This window comes from Streptomyces sp. WAC03905, from assembly GCF_057371075.1.
In genome coordinates, this window is record NZ_JBXYDZ010000003.1 from 1241938 (window position 1) to 1258930 (window position 16993).

At 74.5% G+C, this 16993-nt stretch carries 14 protein-coding genes; 11 read left to right on the forward strand and 3 right to left on the reverse strand.

Annotation, left to right across the window (positions count from 1 at the left end):
- The first annotated feature begins 5 nt into the window (after positions 1–5).
- The 7 genes from AC2RP6_RS08405 (at position 6) to AC2RP6_RS08435 (ending at position 8366) form a co-directional block, all read left to right on the forward strand.
- Positions 6–851: an alpha/beta fold hydrolase gene (locus tag AC2RP6_RS08405; RefSeq protein ID WP_486445624.1), complete on the forward strand. Its 846-nt coding sequence runs from the start codon at positions 6–8 to the stop codon at positions 849–851.
- A gap of 2 nt (positions 852–853) precedes the next feature.
- Positions 854–2017 carry a glycosyltransferase gene (locus AC2RP6_RS08410; protein WP_486450258.1) on the forward strand — a complete coding sequence of 388 codons (1164 nt, stop codon included), beginning with the start codon at positions 854–856 and terminating at the stop codon, positions 2015–2017.
- A complete protein-coding gene (locus tag AC2RP6_RS08415; protein ID WP_486445625.1) occupies positions 2014–3876 on the forward strand; it encodes a methyltransferase domain-containing protein in 1863 nt (620 codons plus the stop codon). Before AC2RP6_RS08410 ends, AC2RP6_RS08415 begins: the two co-directional genes overlap by 4 nt.
- Positions 3873–4868, forward strand: coding sequence for a galactokinase (locus tag AC2RP6_RS08420; RefSeq protein WP_486445626.1), 996 nt, complete (start codon positions 3873–3875; stop codon positions 4866–4868). The genes AC2RP6_RS08415 and AC2RP6_RS08420 overlap by 4 nt, the downstream gene beginning before the upstream one ends.
- 63 nt (positions 4869–4931) lie before the next feature.
- On the forward strand, positions 4932–6179 hold the full coding sequence (locus AC2RP6_RS08425) for an alkaline phosphatase family protein (protein WP_486445627.1): 1248 nt from the start codon (positions 4932–4934) through the stop codon (positions 6177–6179).
- Positions 6180–6199: 20 nt separating this feature from the next.
- Positions 6200–7447, forward strand: a complete 1248-nt coding sequence (locus tag AC2RP6_RS08430; RefSeq protein ID WP_486445628.1) for an MFS transporter — start codon at positions 6200–6202, stop codon at positions 7445–7447.
- 10 nt (positions 7448–7457) lie between these two features.
- Positions 7458–8366 (forward strand): SDR family oxidoreductase, encoded by a 909-nt coding sequence (locus tag AC2RP6_RS08435; RefSeq protein ID WP_486445629.1) that lies wholly within the window; start codon positions 7458–7460, stop codon positions 8364–8366.
- 160 nt (positions 8367–8526) lie between these two features.
- Here the strand turns inward: AC2RP6_RS08435 and AC2RP6_RS08440 are convergent, their stop codons facing one another.
- Entirely contained in the window at positions 8527–9303 is a 777-nt protein-coding gene (locus AC2RP6_RS08440; protein WP_486445630.1) for a TetR/AcrR family transcriptional regulator, read from the reverse strand.
- Positions 9304–9409: 106 nt separating this feature from the next.
- Between AC2RP6_RS08440 and AC2RP6_RS08445 the strand changes: the two genes are divergently transcribed.
- Positions 9410–11677: an ATP-binding cassette domain-containing protein gene (locus tag AC2RP6_RS08445; RefSeq protein WP_486445631.1), complete on the forward strand. Its 2268-nt coding sequence runs from the start codon at positions 9410–9412 to the stop codon at positions 11675–11677.
- 53 nt (positions 11678–11730) lie between these two features.
- Here the strand turns inward: AC2RP6_RS08445 and AC2RP6_RS08450 are convergent, their stop codons facing one another.
- A complete protein-coding gene (locus tag AC2RP6_RS08450) occupies positions 11731–12753 on the reverse strand; it encodes an enoyl-CoA hydratase/isomerase family protein (RefSeq protein WP_486450259.1) in 1023 nt (340 codons plus the stop codon).
- 90 nt (positions 12754–12843) lie between these two features.
- Between AC2RP6_RS08450 and AC2RP6_RS08455 the strand changes: the two genes are divergently transcribed.
- Positions 12844–13407, forward strand: a complete 564-nt coding sequence (locus AC2RP6_RS08455; protein ID WP_486445632.1) for a dihydrofolate reductase family protein — start codon at positions 12844–12846, stop codon at positions 13405–13407.
- A 160-nt stretch (positions 13408–13567) separates the two neighbouring features.
- Here the strand turns inward: AC2RP6_RS08455 and AC2RP6_RS08460 are convergent, their stop codons facing one another.
- The gene (locus AC2RP6_RS08460; protein ID WP_486445633.1) at positions 13568–14128 is read right to left on the reverse strand and encodes a DUF6434 domain-containing protein; all 561 of its coding nucleotides are present in this window, start codon (positions 14126–14128) and stop codon (positions 13568–13570) included.
- 161 nt (positions 14129–14289) lie between these two features.
- On the opposite strand from AC2RP6_RS08460, the gene AC2RP6_RS08465 reads away from it, so the two are divergent.
- Together AC2RP6_RS08465 and AC2RP6_RS08470 are read left to right on the forward strand one after the other, a co-directional pair.
- Positions 14290–14871 carry a hydrolase gene (locus AC2RP6_RS08465; protein ID WP_486445634.1) on the forward strand — a complete coding sequence of 194 codons (582 nt, stop codon included), beginning with the start codon at positions 14290–14292 and terminating at the stop codon, positions 14869–14871.
- Between the two features lie 84 nt (positions 14872–14955).
- Positions 14956–16977, forward strand: a complete 2022-nt coding sequence (locus tag AC2RP6_RS08470; protein ID WP_486445635.1) for a CASTOR/POLLUX-related putative ion channel — start codon at positions 14956–14958, stop codon at positions 16975–16977.
- Positions 16978–16993: the final 16 nt, after the last annotated feature.

Below are 16993 nucleotides of genomic sequence, written 5' to 3' on the forward strand. Positions count from 1 at the left end.
CCGCCATGGCCGTCGTCCTCGCGAACTCCCTCCGCTTCCACGTCCAGCGGCTCCCGGCCCCGGCCGGCGCCGACGCGCCCGACCGCCCCGTCGTGGTGTTCCTGCACGGCCTGGTCGTCGACAACCTGTCCTCCTTCTACTGCCCCCTGGCCGTACCGGTGGCCCGGGCCGGGCACGAGGTCGTCCTCTACGACCTGCGCGGCCACGGCCGTACCGAACGGCCCGGCGCCGGCTACGACAGCCGCTCCGCCGTGCGGGACCTGTTCGCCCTGCTCGCCGCCCTCGGCCTGGGGCGCCGCCGCGTGCACCTGGTCGGGAACAGCTACGGCGGCACCCTCGCCCTGCACGCGGCGCTGGCGCGGCCCGGCCGGGTCAGCGGGCTCACCCTGCTCGAACCCCCGCTCGGCGGAGCGTGGGTGGAGAACATGGTCGACACCCTGTCGGCCGCCGCCCTCAGCCTGGAGGACAGCCCCGTCCCCGACGAGCTGCGCGGTCTGCGCCTGCGCAAGGCCGCCAACCTCACGGCCATCGCCGACGCGCTCCTCAACCGGACGTCGCTCATCGACGACGTCGCCGCGAGCCGCCCTTTCACCCCCGCCGACCACGCCCGGCTGGACTGCCCGGCCCTGGTCGTCTGCGGCGAGCACTCCGAGCTGGTGCCCGGGGCGCGCGAACTGGTCGCTCACGCACCCCGCGGCGAGCTGCGGATCCTGCCGGGCCTGGGGCACGACGTCCTCAAGGAGAGCAGCGGGTCCCTGCGGGAAGCCGTGCTCGCCCACATCGCGGCGACGGCGGCGGCGACACCACCCGCCGCCGCGGCCCGGTCGCGGGTGGGAGCTCTGGTCCGGTGAGGGTGCTGTTCACCGTCCCGCCGCTGGCGGGCCACGTCAATCCGACCGTGGCCGTGGGCGCCGAACTCGCCGCCCGGGGCCACGAGATCGCCTGGACCGGCCCGGCCGGCGCGCTCGGCCGGCTGCTGCCCGCGCAGGCCCGGATCCTGCCCGCCGGCGAGGAGGCGGGCGGCGCGTACACGGAACTCCACGAGCGGTGGCGCGACCTGCGCGGGGTGGGCGCCCTGCGGTTCCTGTGGGAAGAGGCGCTGGTGCCGCTCGCCCGGGCGATGGTGCCCGGCGTGGAGCGGGCCGTGCGTACCTTCGGCCCGGATGTGGTGGTCGCCGACCAGCAGGCGCTGGCCGGACCGCTGGTCGCCCGGCGGCTCGGTGTCCCGTGGGCGACGTCCGCCAGCACCTCGGCCGAACTGACCCGCCCCTTCGCGGACTTCCCCAAGGTCGGGGAATGGGTGGCCGGGCAGATCGCGGGCCTGCTCGCCGAGTACGGCGCCGGGCGCGGAGGGCAGGGGTGGGACCCGCGGTTCTCCGAGCGGCTGGTGCTGGTCTTCTCCACCCCCGAGCTGGTGGGGACGGGCGGGGATCTCCCCGCGCACCACGCCTACGTCGGTCCGGCGTTCGGGGCCCGCCCGGCCCCGCCCGGCTTCCCCTGGCATCGTCTGGACCCGGGGCGCCGGCGGGTGCTGGTCTCCCTCGGCACCCTCAACCAGGAGGCCGGGGCCCGGTTCTACGCCGCCGTCCTGGGCGCAGCCGAACGACTGGCCGACGAGGTCCAGTTGGTGCTGGCGGCTCCCGCCGCCCTGGTCGGGGACGTACCGGACCACGTGCTGCTCCAGGAGAGCGTGCCGCAGCTGGAACTGCTGCCGCACCTGGACGCGGTGGTCTGCCACGCCGGCCACAACACCGTCTGCGAGGCGCTCGCGCACGGGCTGCCGCTGGTCGTCGCGCCCATCCGGGACGACCAGCCGATCGTGGCCCGCCAGGTCGTCGAGGCCGGGGCGGGGATCCGGGTGCGGTTCGGCCGGACCCGGGCCGAGGAACTGCGCGACGCGCTCACCGCCGTACTGGACGATCCCGGCCACCGCCGGGCCGCCCGGCGGATACAGGCCTCATTCGCCGCGGCGGGCGGGGCCGCCGCCGCGGCCGACCGTTTGGAGAAGCTGACATGACGCACCCTCCGCTCCCGGGGGTCCGCTGGACCTCCGCGGTGTTACTGGCCGCCCTCGGCGCGGGCACCGTACGCGCCGCGCTCCGGCTGCGGGCGCTGCCCGTGCTGCCGGTCGTCCCTCCCACGCCGGCCGGGGTGCCGCGGGCCGCGGGGTGGCGGCTGCTGACCGCTCGCGGGGTCGATCCCGACCCGGCGGCCTTCCTCGCCGCCTGCGCGTACGCGGAGGGGGAGGGACTGCGGGTGCTGGACCTGTTGCCCGCGGACCTGGCCGCCGAGCGGGCGCTGGGGCTGCTGCGTCTGGTCGACCCCGCCCGTTACCGGTGGGACCGGCTGGCCCAGGGGCGCGGTGCCGGGTTCGCCGTCCTGGTCACCGAGGAGGTGCTGGAGCGCGCCGGGGTGGATCCGGCCGGCCCGCACCCGGAGCCGGCGGAACTGCTGGCGCTGACCCGCCGTTTGAAGGAGTACGCCGCCGACGCGACGGGGCTGGCCGTCGCCCCCGGGCTGAGCTGCGCGGCCTCCGGGGACTCCGGCGGCCCGGCGCGCGCCGCGGAGCTGCGGGCCCAGGGTCTGCCGCCGGGCGCGCTGGCCGCCGCCCAGCTGGGCGGGCTGGCACTGCTGGCCGGTGCCGCCGTGCGCCAGGGCCGGTGGGGTGCGGCCGCCGCCGGGCTGTACTGGCTCCAGCCGTACCTGGTGCTGGGCGGCTCCGGATCGCCGCTGCGGCCGGCCGATCTCGCCCGGGCCACCGCCGCCAGGCCGGTGCGTTCCCTCGCTCAGGGTCTGCGGACGGCCCGGGCGGCCCGGACGGCCCCGCGGGACGGCGCGCCCGACGGCGCGGGGGCCGCCGCCTACCGGGAGGAGCTGGCCGCGGGCACCGACCGGTTCCTGGAGGCACGCCGTCCGGACTGTCCGTGGTGCGGCTCCGCCCGGTTGTCGGTCCGCGTCCGGGTGCCGGACCTGCTCCAGGGCAAGCCCGGCCGGTTCACCCTGGAGCGGTGCGGGGACTGCGGGCACGTGTTCCAGAACCCCCGGCTGACTCCGGAGGGGCTGGAGTTCTACTACCGCGACTTCTACGACGGGCGCGGCGGCGAGGGCGCCGGCACGGTCTTCGGCCGGCTGGGCGCCGCCTACCGCGGGCGCGCCGAGATGCTGCTCCCGCACGCGGAGCCGGTGTCCTGGCTCGACGTCGGCACCGGCCACGGCCACTTCTGCAACGCGGCGCGGGCGGTGTGGCCGCGGACCCGGTTCGACGGGCTGGACATGGGCGACGGGGTCCGGGAGGCGGAGCGGCGCGGCTGGGTGGAGACCGGGTACCAGGGCCAGTTCCCGGAGTTCGCCCCGAAGCTGGCGGGCCAGTACGAGGTGGTCAGCATGTACCACTACCTGGAGCACACCCGGGAACCGCTCGCCGAACTGGACGCGGCGGCGACCGTCCTGGGCCCCGGCGGGTTCCTGGCGATCGAGCTGCCCGACCCGGAGTCGCGCATGGCGCGGCTGCTCGGTCCGGCCTGGCTGCCCTGGTTCCAGCCGCAGCACCAGCACCTCGCCCCCGCCGCGAACCTGCGCGAGGCGCTGGCCGACCGGGGGTTCACGGTCGTCGCCGAGGAACACGGGCCGGCCCACCAGGGCAACGACTTCTTCGGCGCGGTGGCCCTCACGGCGTCGCGCCTGGCACCCGACCCGGACCGGCCGTGGGGGCCGCCCGCCACCCGGCGGACGCGTGCCCGGGCCCACGCCGTACGGCTGGCCGCGCTGCCGTGCTTCGCGGCGGCGGCGGCACTGGACACCCTGCGCACGGCGGCCGCCCGCCGCACGGACGGCGGCAACGCCTACCGGCTGCTGGCCCGGAAGGACACGCCATGACCGGCCGCCCCGCCGCCACCGGCCACGCGACCACGGACCGGGCGGAGCCGGGGGCACCGGGCCCTTCCGCCGGCCCCGCCGCGGGTGGGCCGGCCGGCCGCGCCGGAGGCGACCTGGCCCGGCGGGCCACCGCCGACCCGCTGTTCCGCCTGGTCGCCTACGCCCTGGAGGCCGCACACGGCCGGCCCCCGGCCGCGGTGTGGAGCGCCCCGTACGCCTTCCGGCTCGGCTCCCCCGGGCTCGTCGCCGCGGCCGGCTGGCCGACGGCCGCAGCCGCGGCGCCCCGCGACGACGGCCTGGTACGGCTCAGTTCCCTCGGGCATCCGGCGGACAGCTGCGACCTGCCGCTGACCCTGTCCGGGCCGGTGCCCGACGTGCCCGCCTGGGCCGTCCGGCCGTACACCGTGCTGCGGGCCCTGGCGCGCGCCGGGTACGGCCGCGGCGGGACGGACCTGCACGTGCAGGGCTCGCTCACGGGGGCCGCCGGACTGGCCACGGCGGAGCCGGCCGACTGCGCGGTGGCGCTGGCGGCGGCCGACGTCCACGCGGCGGGCGGGCGTCCGGACCGGGCCCTGCTCGCCCGGCTGCTGGCCGAGGCGTTGCCGCAGGGCGACGAAGGACTGCGCCGGGCGGTGTTCTTCGCCCGGCCCGGCCGGGCCCTGCTGCTGGGCGCGCAGCCGCGCCGACGGCAGCGGTACGTCGTCTTCGACCCGGCGGCGTCGGGGGCTCGGCTGGTGCTGATGGTCGTGCGTGGCGAGGCCGCGGACCGCCCGTCGGAGCTGGCACGTGCGGTGTCCTGCGCACGCCGGGCCGGGGCGCTGAGCGCGTGGCCGCCGGGGCAGCGGCCGGGGCGGAGCCTGTTGGTGCTGCTGCCCCGGGCGCGGCTGGCGGCGGTGCGGTCCGCGGTCGCGGAGGACTTCCGCGACCGGGGGCGGCCCGTACCGCGGTTCCTGAACATCGCCGTTGCCGGCCCGGCCCGCCGCGAGGAATGACCGGACTGCTCGACCCGTCGGCCCCTGCGGCCGCTACACCACCGACAGCGACAAGGAGAACCCATGCCCTCGCGTCCACCCTCACCGGCCGCGCGCACGAGACGCCGCGCCCTGTGGTCCGCGGCCGTCGCCGGCCTCGGCACGCTCGGCCTGCTCGGCGCCTTCACCGTGGTCAACTCGCAGGCGGCCGAGCACGGTTCGGCCGCTCCGGCGGCCGCGGCGGTCGCCGCCCTGCCCTCCTACGACCACGTCGTGGTGGTCGTGTACGAGAACAAGCAGTACGGGGAGATCATCGGCAGCGCGAACGCCCCGTACATCAACCAGCTGGCGAACGGCGGCGCGAGCCTGACCGGCATGAAGGCGCTCACCCACCCCAGCCAGCCGAACTACTTCAACCTCTTCTCCGGGTCCACGCAGGGCATCACGGGCGACGGCTGCTACACCCCGCAGTCCATGACGGCTGCGAACCTCGGCCAGGAGCTGATCGCCGCCGGCAAGACCTTCGCGACGTACAACGAGGACCTGCCGGCCGAGGGGTCCACGGCCTGCACCAACGGCCAGTACGCGCAGAAGCACAACCCGTGGTTCGCCTTCAGGAACGTACCGCTGAACACGGGCAGGACGTGGACGCAGTTCCCGCAGAACAACTTCGCGGCGCTGCCCCACCTGTCCTTCGTGGTCCCCAACCAGTGCAACGACATGCACTCGTGCTCCGTCGGCACCGGGGACACGTGGACGAGGAACAACCTCGACGCCTACGCGCAGTGGGCGAAGGCCAACAACAGCCTGTTGGTGCTCACCTGGGACGAGGACAACTACCTGGGGTCGAACCAGATCGCGACCGTCTTCCACGGTGCGAAGGTCAGGACGGGCAAGTACGCCACGGCCTTCAACCACCACCACCTGCTGCGCACGTTCGAGGACCTCTTCGGTACGGCCACGCACGCCGGCAACGCGGCCAACGTCCAGCCGATCAGCGAGGTGTTCGACACCTCGACGGAGCCCACCCCGACCCCGACCCCCACGCCGACGCCGACGCCGACCGCGGGTGATCTGAAGCTCGCCGATCCGGGCCCGCGGACGTGCAAGTTCAACCAGTCCTGCACCGTCCAGCTCAGCGCCACCGGCGGAAGACCGCCGGTCCGGTACGCGGCCACCGGTCTGCCCTGGGGCCTGAGCGTCGACGCGACCACCGGCCGGATCAGCGGCAAGCCCTGGTCCGTCGGCACGGTGCGGGTCACCGCGACGGCGACCGACTCCACGGGCACGACCGTCACCGTCCCCTTCCCGCTCACCGTCACCTGGTTCTGACCCCGGCCCCGGAGGCATCCGTGTACCTGTCGACCAGCCGGGCCGCGGACGTCTCCGCGGGCACCCCGGCCGCCAAGGGCCCCGTGCGGGCCGTCCCCGGCACGGTGTTCGCGCTCGGACTGGTCAGCCTGGTCACGGACGTCTCCGCGGAGATGGTCACCGCCGTCCTGCCGCTGTACCTGATGGCCGGACTCGGCATGTCCCCGCTCGCCTTCGGCGCCCTGGACGGTCTCCACCAGGGCGCCACCGCTCTGCTGCGCATCGCCGGCGGCCGGATCTCCGACCGGACCCACCGCCACAAGCTCGTCGCCGGCACCGGGTACGCGCTCTCGGCGGCGTGCAAGGCGGCCCTGCTCGCCGTCACCGCCCCGTGGTCGGTGGCGGTGGTGCTCGCGGCCGACCGGACCGGCAAGGGGCTGCGCACCGCGCCCCGCGACGCGCTGATCTCGCTGTCGGTGCCGTCCGGGATGCAGGGGCGCGCCTTCGGGGTGCACCGGGCGCTCGACACCGCGGGCGCGCTGCTGGGACCGCTGGCGGCCTTCGGAGTGCTGTGGGTGGCGGTGGACGGGTACGCGGCGGTGTTCACCGTGAGCTGCTGCGTCGCCGTCCTGGGCGTGGTGATGCTCGCCCTGTTCGTGCGGGGGACGCCCGCGCAGCCCGCCGCCCGCCGGGCTCCGGCGCCGCCCGTCCGCTCCCTCCTGCGGGTCGCCGGCCTGCGCCGGCTGTGCCTCACGGCCGGCGTGCTCGGCCTGTTCACCGTCGGCGACGCCTTCCTCTACCTCCTGCTGCAGCGCAGGCTGGACCTGTCGGCCGTGTGGTTCCCGCTGCTGCCCGTCGGTACGGCGGCCGTGTTCCTGGCGGCCGCGGTACCGGTGGGCCGGCTCGCCGACCGGGTCGGGCGCGGCCGGGTCTTCCTGGCCGGTCACGTGCTGCTGCTCGGCGCCTGCCTGCTGCTCCTGGCCCCGCTGCCGGCCGGGGTGCCGCTGGTCGTGGGTGTGCCGGCGGCGCTCGGCCTGTTCTACGCGGCCACCGACGGGGTGCTGATGGCCGCGGCGGCGCCGCTGCTTCCGGCGGGGCTGCGTACGACGGGGCTGGCGGTGCTCCAGACGGCGCAGGCGCTGGCCCGGTTCGCGGGGTCCCTGCTGTTCGGGGCGGCGTGGACGCTGTGGGGTCCGGGACCGGCGCTGGGGGTGGCCGCGGGCGGACTGCTGCTGGCGCTGGCGGCGGTCGCCGTGTCCGGCGGACTGCGCGGGGGTGGGCCGTCGTAGGGTCGGCCGTATGACTCTCGAAGGCAGGGTGGCCCTCGTCGCGGGGGCGACGCGGGGCGCGGGCCGCGGCATCGCGGTCCAGTTGGGGGCGCAGGGTGCCACCGTGTACGTGTCGGGGCGCAGCACGCGGGGCCGGCGTTCGGACTACGACCGGCCCGAGACGATCGAGGAGACCGCCGAGCTGGTCACCGCGGCGGGCGGCCGGGGGATCGCGGTGGCCGCCGACCATCTGGTGCCGGCGGAGGTCGAGGCCCTGGTGGGGCGGATCGACGCGGAGCAGGGCCGTCTTGACGTCCTGGTCAACGACATCTGGGGCGGGGAGCTGCTCTTCGAGTGGGACAGCACGGTGTGGGAGCACGACCTGGACAAGGGGCTGCGGCTGATGCGGCTGGCGGTGGAGACGCACGCGATCACCAGCCATTACGCGGTGCCGTTGCTGCTGCGCGCGCCGGGCGGCCTGGTGGTGGAGATGACCGACGGCACCGCCGACTACAACACGACCCGCTACCGGGTGTCCTTCTTCTACGACATCGCCAAGTCCTCGGTGCTGCGCATGGCCTTCGCGCTCGGCCACGAACTGGGCCCGCGCGGCGCGACGGCGGTGGCACTGACGCCGGGCTGGCTGCGCTCGGAGATGATGCTCGACGCCTACGGCGTGACGGAGGAGACCTGGCGGGACGCGCTGGCGCGGACCCCGCACTTCGCGATCTCCGAGACCCCCGCGTACGTGGGCCGCGCGGTGGCCGCACTCGCCGCGGACCCGGAGGTCTCCCGCTGGAACGGCGGCTCCCTCTCCAGTGGACAGCTGGCGCAGGTCTACGGTTTCACGGACCTGGACGGCAGCCGCCCGGACGCCTGGCGCTACCTGGTCGAGGTCCAGGACCCCGGCCTGCCGGCGGACACCACCGGCTACCGCTAGGTCCTGTCGTCAAGGAGGCGCCGGTCGGGCCCGCGGTGTCCGGTGCCGTGCATCGCAAGGCGGAGGGGCGCCCGAGTACTGGACGTACGTGGGCGCCCCGACAACGCGGCGAGGTGCGGTGCCGGGCGCCGCGGGCCAGGTGCAACTTTGACGACAGGGCCTAGGAAGACCCGCCGGCGGGACCGGGCCGGGAGGCCAGGCGGTGGGTGAGGCCGTCCAGGACGCACTGGAGGCCGAAGGACCAGATGGCCTGGGGGTGGTATCCGGCGACCGCGGTGCCCACGCGGTCGGCGAGGGGGTGGCGCCCGGGGTCCAGGACCCGTTCCAGCAGGGGTGCGCTGACGGCCCACCAGTCCTCCTGGCTCTGGCGGCTGTTGTGGTCGGCGTCGTCGGCCGCGGCCAGGGCGTTGGCGTGGACGAAGCCGAGCAGGTGAGTGAGGGCCGCGTCCATCTCGGTGTCGGTGAGGCCGATTCCCTCGAAGGCGGCCAGCTCGTGTTCGTACTTCCCGATCACTCCGGGGCCCAGGGGCGGGCGGGTGACGGCCAGGTCCGCGATCCAGGGGTGGCGGACCATGAGGTCCCGGTTGTCCTCGGCCACCCGCGTGACGCGGCTCTGCCAGGGTTCCCGCGGACCGGCCGGCCGGCGTTCCATGTGGAGGTAGGCGTCGTCGAGCATCAGGTCGAGCAGCTCCGCCTTGCCGGGCACGTACGTGTAGACGGTCATCGGCGTCACGCCGAGCCGCTGCGCCAGGGCGCGCATGGTCAGCGCTGCCAGGCCCTCCTCGTCGGCGAGCGCGGTCGCGGCCCGGACGACGGCGTCCACGCTGAGGCCCTGCCGCGGGCCGCGCCGGACGGGCTGCGCCGACTGCCCGGGTTCGCGCCACAGCAGCTCCAGCGTGCGGACGGGGTCTCCGGCGCCGCTGCGGTCCCTCACCATGTCCCGGCCTCCGAGCTTCTCGTCACTAATTGGCTACACCGTATAGAGTACTGCGTATAAAATACAGCGTAGAGAGTAAGCCGAAACGCCGCATCCGAGGAGTTCCGTGCACATCGCCGCAGACAACCACCAGGTCATCCAGGTCCGGGGAGCCCGCGAGAACAACCTCGCCGACATCTCGCTGGACATACCCAAGCGCCGCCTGACCGTCTTCACCGGCGTCTCCGGCTCCGGGAAGTCCTCCCTCGTCTTCGGCACCATCGCCGCCGAGTCGCAGCGGATGATCAACGAGACGTACACGGCCTTCGTCCAGTCCTTCATGCCGAGCCTCGGCCGGCCGGACGTGGACGGTCTGCACAACCTGAGCGCCGCCATCGTGGTCGACCAGGAGCGGATGGGCGCGGGCTCCCGCTCCACCGTGGGCACCGCGACCGACGCCTACACCATGCTGCGGATCATCTACTCCCGCGTCGGCACGCCCCACATCGGCACGTCCAGCGCCTTCAGCTTCAACAACCCCGAGGGCATGTGTCCGCGCTGCGAGGGCGTCGGCGAGGTCTCCGACATCGACGTGGACCAGCTGGTCGACCGCGAACTCTCCCTCAACCAGGGCGCGATCACCGTCCCCGGCTTCGCCGTGGACTCCTGGTACTGGCAGAACATGGCCAACTCCGGTTTCTACTCCCCCGACACCAGGCTCAAGGACTTCACCGAGCAGGAGTGGGCCGACTTCCTGCACAAGAGCGCCGTGAAGGTGAAGGCGGGCTCCAACGGCTTCACCTACGAGGGGTTGATCACCAAGATCACCCGCCTCTACCTGGCCAAGGACCGCGAGTCCATGCAGCCCCACATCCGGTCCTTCGTGGACCGTGCGGTGATCTTCACGGCGTGCCCGGACTGCGGGGGCACCCGCCTGTCCGCGGCCGCCCTGTCCTCGCGCATCCACGGCGTGAACATCGCCGAGTGCGCGTCGATGCAGATCAGCGAGCTGGCCGGCTTCGTACGCCGGATCGACGACCCCGGCGTGGCCCCGATGCTGGCCAACCTGCGGGGTCTGCTCGACTCCCTCGTCGAGATCGGCCTGGGCTACCTCAGCCTGGACCGCCCCTCGGGCACGCTGTCCGGCGGCGAGGCCCAGCGCGTGAAGATGGTGCGCCACCTGGGCTCCTCCCTCACGGACGTCACCTACGTCTTCGACGAGCCCACCACCGGCCTGCACCCCCACGACATCCGGCGCATGAACGACCTGCTGCTGCGGCTGCGCGACAAGGGCAACACGGTGCTGGTCGTGGAGCACAAGCCCGAGGTCATCGCCATCGCCGACCACGTCGTCGACCTCGGCCCGGGCGCCGGCACGGCGGGCGGGCAGCTCTGCTACAGCGGCGACGTGGCCGGGCTGCGCACCTCCGGCACCCTCACCGGTCGCCATCTCGGCCACCGGGCGCGGCTGCGGGAGTCGGTGCGCACCCCGCGCGGCCACCTGTCGGTGAAGGGCGCCGACCTGCACAACCTGAAGGACGTCAGCGTGGAGGTGCCGCTCGGCGTGCTCACGGTGGTGACGGGCGTCGCGGGATCCGGGAAGAGTTCGCTGATCCACGGTTACCTGTCCGGGCGGGAGGGGGTCGTGGTGGCCGACCAGTCGCCGATCCGCGGTTCGCGCCGGTCCAATCCGGCCACCTACACCGGTCTGCTGGGCCCGATCCGCACCGCCTTCGCCAAGGCCAACGGCGTCAAGGCGGCGCTGTTCAGTGCCAACTCGGAGGGTGCCTGCCCGAAGTGCAACGGCCTAGGGCTCGTCTACACGGACCTCGCGATGATGGCCGGGGTGGCCACGGTGTGCGAGGAGTGCGACGGCAAGCGGTTCACACCCGAAGTGCTGACGTACCGGCTGCGCGGCAAGAACATCAGCGAGGTGCTGAACATGTCGGTGGCGGAGGCGCACGCGTTCTTCTCCACCGGCCAGGCCCGGGCCGTGCTCGGCCGGCTCGCCGACGTCGGCCTCTCGTACGTACGGCTCGGCCAGCCCCTCAACACCCTCTCGGGCGGCGAGCGGCAGCGGCTGAAGCTCGCGATCAGCATGGCGGAGAAGTCATCGACGTACATCCTGGACGAGCCGACGACCGGCCTGCACCTGGCCGATGTCGACAAACTGCTGGCCCTGCTGGACCGGCTCGTCGACGACGGCAACTCGGTGATCGTCATCGAGCACCACCAGGCGGTGATGGCGCACGCCGACTGGCTGATCGACATCGGCCCGGGCGGCGGCCACTCCGGCGGCCAGGTCGTCTTCGAGGGCACTCCGGCGGCCCTGGTGGCCGGGGCGGACACGCTGACCGCCCGTCATCTGCGGGAGTACGTGGGCGCCGACGCGTAGCGGGGCGGCCACGGACCGCACCCGGTGCGCGTGGCGGCCCCCGTGGACAGCAGTCAGGGCAGACGCAGCTCGCGGTCCTCGCCGAGGGGGGCGAAGAAGCGTTCCACGTCGGCTTCGGTGACCTCGGCGAGGGTCGGTGGGGACCAGTGCGGGGTGCGGTCCTTGTCGACGACCTGGGCCCGGATGCCCTCCACCAGGTCGGGTGCGGTGAGCGCGTTGCAGGAGACGCGGAACTCCTGGGCCAGCGCCTGCTCCAGCGTGTCGAGGGCCGCGGCCCGGCGCACGGCGGCGAGGGTGACCTTCAGTGCGGTCGGGGATTTGGCCAGGAGGGTCTCGGCGGCCTCCTTGGCGGCCGGCTCGCCGTGCCCGAGCAGCCGCTCGACGATCTCCTCGACCGTGCCGGCCGCGTAGCAGTGGTCGATCCAGGGGCGCGCGCCGGCGAGCACCCCGGCGGCGGGGGTGGTGGCGTACCGCGGCAGCACCTCGTCGGCGGGGGCGGTGGCGAGGGCGGCGGTCAGCTCCGGCAGCCGGTCTGCGGGTACGCAGTGGTCGGCGAGTCCGCAGAGCAGCGCGTCCGCGGCGCCCACGGCGGTACCGGTGAGGGCGAGATGCGTCCCGAGCAGGCCCGGGGCGCGGCCGAGCAGCCAGGTCCCGCCGACGTCCGGGACGAAGCCGATGCCGGTCTCCGGCATGGCGACGCGGGAGCGTTCGGTGACGACGCGGACGCTGCCGTGGGAGGAGACGCCGACGCCGCCGCCCATGACGATGCCGTCCATGAGGGCGACGTACGGCTTGGGGTAGCGGGCGATGCGGGCGTTGAGCCGGTACTCGTCGCGCCAGAAGCCGGCGGAGGCGGTGCGGCCGGCCTTGGCGTCGTCGTGGATGGCGCGGATGTCGCCGCCCGCGCACAGCCCGCGTTCGCCGGCTCCGCGGATCAGGACCTGTCCGACGGCGGGGTCCCGCGCCCAGCCGTCGAGGGCCTCGGCGATCCGCAGCACCATGGGGCGGGTGAGGGCGTTGAGGGCCCGGGGGCGGTTGAGGGTGATCACACCGGTCCGGCCGTCGACGTGGATCAGGACGGTGTCGTCGCCGGAGGGGGCGCCGGTGTCGGTTTCGGGTTCGCTCTTCACGGCGATCAGTATGTCCGCGACGTAGGGTGGGGCGGTATGCGGAAGATCATCCTCATGAGCACGGTGTCCCTTGACGGCTACATCGAGGGCCCCGAACGGCAGATCGACTGGCACGTCGTCGACGACGAACTCCACCAGTACCTGAACGACGAACTCCGCCGGATGGGCGGCTTCCTGTCCGGCCGCGTCACCCACGAGCTGATGGCGGACTACTGGCCCACGGCCGACGCCGACCCCGAGAGCACCGGTCCGGAGGCGGAGTTCGCCGAGATCTGGCGGTCCATGCCGAAGTACGTCTACTCGCGCACGCTGGAGCACGCCGACTGGAACACCACCGTCGTACGGGACGTGGTGCCGCAGGAGGTCGCCGCGCTCAAGGCGGCCCCCGGGGGCGACCTCGTACTGGGCGGCGCGGACCTCGCCGCCTCGTTCCTGCGCCACGACCTCGTGGACGGCTACCGGATCCTGGTGCACCCGGTCCGCATCGGCCGCGGCAAACCCCTCTTCCCGCCGGCCGACAGCGGTGTGGTGCCCCTGCGCCTGGAAAGCACCCGCACCTTCGGCAACGGGGTCGTCGAGCTGCGCTACGGGCGCCCCTAGGCCCTGTCGTCAAAGTTGCACCTGGCCCGCGGCGCCCGGCACCGCACCTCGCCGCGTTGTCGGGGCGCCCACGTACGTCCAGTACTCGGGCGCCCCTCCGCCTTGCGATGCACGGCACCGGACACCGCGGGCCTGACCGGCGCCACTTTGCCGACAGGACCTAGCTTCGGGGGCGGGAGCGGTGGGCGCGCCAGGCGGCCAGGGCTTCCGTCCGGGGGCCGCCGGGGTGACGGGCGTGCCAGTCGCGCAGGAACCGGTTGAACTCGAACTGGGGGCCGACCTCCTGGGGTTCGGCCGCCCGGTCCCGGGTCGCGTGCCAGTGCGCGACGGCCTCGGCGAGGGTGTGCCCCGCGTGTCCGGCGACGTAGTCCCGCATGAAGGCGTCGAAGTGGAAGCCGGGCCCGACCTCGCGGACGAAGTACTCCCGCAGTACCTGGCTGCAGCGCTGGCCCGACGGGATCACCGTGGTGCCGTCGACGGGGGCGGTGAGCTGCCGGCCCGCGCGGCGCGGTGCGGCGGGCGCCGCGGCCGCGGGCTCCGGACGGCCGTCGAGCGCGGCCGCGAGCCGCGCGGTGACGGCCGCCTTGCCGCCCCGCACCGGCACGCCCATCTGCCGTGCCAGCGCGCTCAGTTCGGCCAGGGTCCAGTACCAGCGCAGCAGCTCCGCGCCGGTCAGCGCCGTCGACAGGAGGGGGCGCGCCTCCGATCCATTCGTACTCACGTTCGGAATTCTACGGGCTTCGCCGGCCCGGGCGGCCTCGCAGCACGGTCATGGGCGACATGCCGGTGCTCAGCCGTGGCGGGGCCGGGCGCGTCTGACAGGCTTTCCCCTCAGCCCGAGCGCCGGGGCGTGCCTGCGCACCCGGCTCCGAAGGAGAGCGCATGCCCGCCGACCCGACCGGCCTCGTCCTCGGCGAGGACACCGCCCTCGTCCTCATCGACCTGCAGAACGGCATCCTGGCCCTGCCCACCACCAGGCCCTCCGCCGAGGTCCTGGGGCGGGGCACCGCGCTGGCCGCGGCGTTCCGCGCCCGCCGACTGCCCGTGGTCCTGGTCAAGGTGGCCTGGTCGCCGGACGGCGGGGACCTCCCCACCGCCAATGTGGACCGGCCGGGGCCGGCCGCGGCGCCGCCCGCCGCGTTCTCCGAGATCCCCGCCGAACTCGCCGCCCTCGCGGACGTGGTCGTCACCAAACGCCACTGGGGCGCCTTCACCGGTACCGAGCTGGACCTCCAGCTGCGCCGCCGCGGGATCCACCGCATCGTCCTGGCGGGCATCTCCACCAGCGTCGGGGTCGAGTCCACCGCCCGCACGGCCTGGGAGCTGAGCTACGACCTGGTCTTCCCGGAGGACGCCTGCGCCGACACCGACGCCGCGTCCCACGCCCACACCTTCGGCAAGATCTTCCCCCGCATCGGCAGGGTCGCCACCACCGACGAGGTGGTCGCGGCCCTGCGCCCGTGACCGCTTCCGGCCGGTTCAGGCCGGTTCAGGCCGTAACTCCCGGGGCCCTGGCGGGTTAGCAGCGCGGGGAGACGAGGAGCGGGCATGGCACAGCAGCACACCACGTCCCTGCGGCTGCGCCTGCGGTATCGGTTCGACCGGCTCGTGGCGGGCGGCACCGCCGCGCTCATCGGCTGGCTCGCGGTGGCCTGTCTGGCGGTCGTCGTCCCGGCGAGCGCGGTGCTCGTCTGGGCCGACCGGGCGGCCCCCAGGACCCTCTCGGGGCGGCTCACGGCCGTATGGGTCAGCGTCGGGCAGACCCTCAAGGTCGGGGGCGCGGTCGGCTCCCCGCTCTACGTGCTGGCCTCGGTGACGCTCGCGCTGGTGGCCCTGCTGTTCGTGTCGACCCTGGTCAGTCTGATCACCACCGGCATCAACCAGCGCATCCTGGCGCTGCGGCGCGGACACTCCACGGTCGTGGAGGCCGGGCACACCGTCGTCCTGGGCTGGTCCGACCAGATCCTCCCGGTGGTCGCCGAGCTCGTCGCGGCCAACGCCAACCAGCGCCGGTCCGCCATCGCCGTCCTCGCCCCGAAGGACAAGGTGGACATGGAGGACGAGATCGCCACCGGCCTGGGCGGTACGGCCGCGCGCACGGGCCCCGGCGGCACCGGAACGCGTACCGGCCCCGGCGGCGCGGGAACGCGTACGGGGACCGGCGCCACCCGGATCATCTGCCGCAGCGGCGCCACCACCGACCCGGCCGTACTGGCCCGGGTGAGCCCGCGGACGTCGAAGGCGGTCCTGGTGCTCCCCCCGGACGGGGACGCGGGTGACGCCCACGTGGTGAAGACCCTGCTCGCCCTCGACGCGGCGCTCCCCCGGCCGCGCGACGCGGTGGTGGTCGCCGCGGTCCGTGACGCCCGCAACCACCTCACGGCCAAGCTGGCGGCCGGACCCGGCGGACACGTGCTGTGCGCCGACGACATCATCGCCCGGCTCCTCGTGCAGACCGCCCGGCAGCCCGGGCTCTCCCTCGTCTACCAGGAGTTACTGGACTTCGACGGCGACGAGTTCTACACCGTCACCGCCCCGGACCTCGCCGGCGCGACCTTCGGCGAGGCCCTGCTCGCGTTCACCACGTCCTCGGTGGTCGGCCTGCTGCGCGCCGACGGCCGCGTCGTGCTCAATCCGGACCCCGGCGCGGGGATCGACGCGGGCGACCGGATCATCGTGATCTCCGCGGACGACGACACGGCCGTGCCCGAACCGGCCGGGCCCTGGGTCGACGAGGACGCCGTCGTCACCGCCCGCCCCCGGTCCCGCTACGCCGAACGGCTGCTCCTCCTCGGCTGGAACCGGCGCGCTCCGCTCGTCGTCGAGCAGCTCGACGAGTTCGTCAGCCCCGGCACCACCCTGGACGTCGTGGCGCTCGGCGACGCCGCGACGCGGCAGTCCGCCACCGAGGTCGCGGCGGGACGCCGCCGTCTCGAAGTGGCCTTCCACGGTGGGGACATCACCGACCCGGACGTGCTGGCCAAGCTGGACGTGCCCTCCTACGACAGCGTGATCGTGATCGGGGAGACGGACCGCGAGGACCCGCCCCGGGCCGCCCCGCCCCACGGCGCGGACGTGCCCGGCTCCGCTCCGCAGACCGGGAGCGGCACGGACGACAGGACCCTGGTGACGCTCCTGCACCTGCGGGCCATCGGGGAGGCGGCGGGCTGCGAGATCCCGCTGACCACCGAGATGTCCGACGACGGCAACCGGCTGCTCGCGCCCGCCCGGGCCGGCGCCGACTTCATCGTCAGCGGCCGTCTGATCAGTCTGCTGATGACGCAGATCTCCGAGAGCGGATATCTCGCGGACGTCTTCGAGGAGTTGTTCCGGGCCGAGGGGAGCGAGTTCTACCTGCGGCCGGTGGCGGACTACGTCCGGACCGGCCGGGAGGTGGCGTTCGCCACGGTGGTCGAGTCGGCCCGCCGCCGCCGGGAGTGCGCCGTCGGCTACCGGCTGCGCGCCGGGACCGGGACGGCACCCGCGTACGGCGTCCGGCTCAATCCCGACAAGCGGCAGCGGATCCGGTTCGGCGAGCACGACTGGGTGGTCGTGCTCGCCCAGAACTGAGGCACCGGGGCCCTGG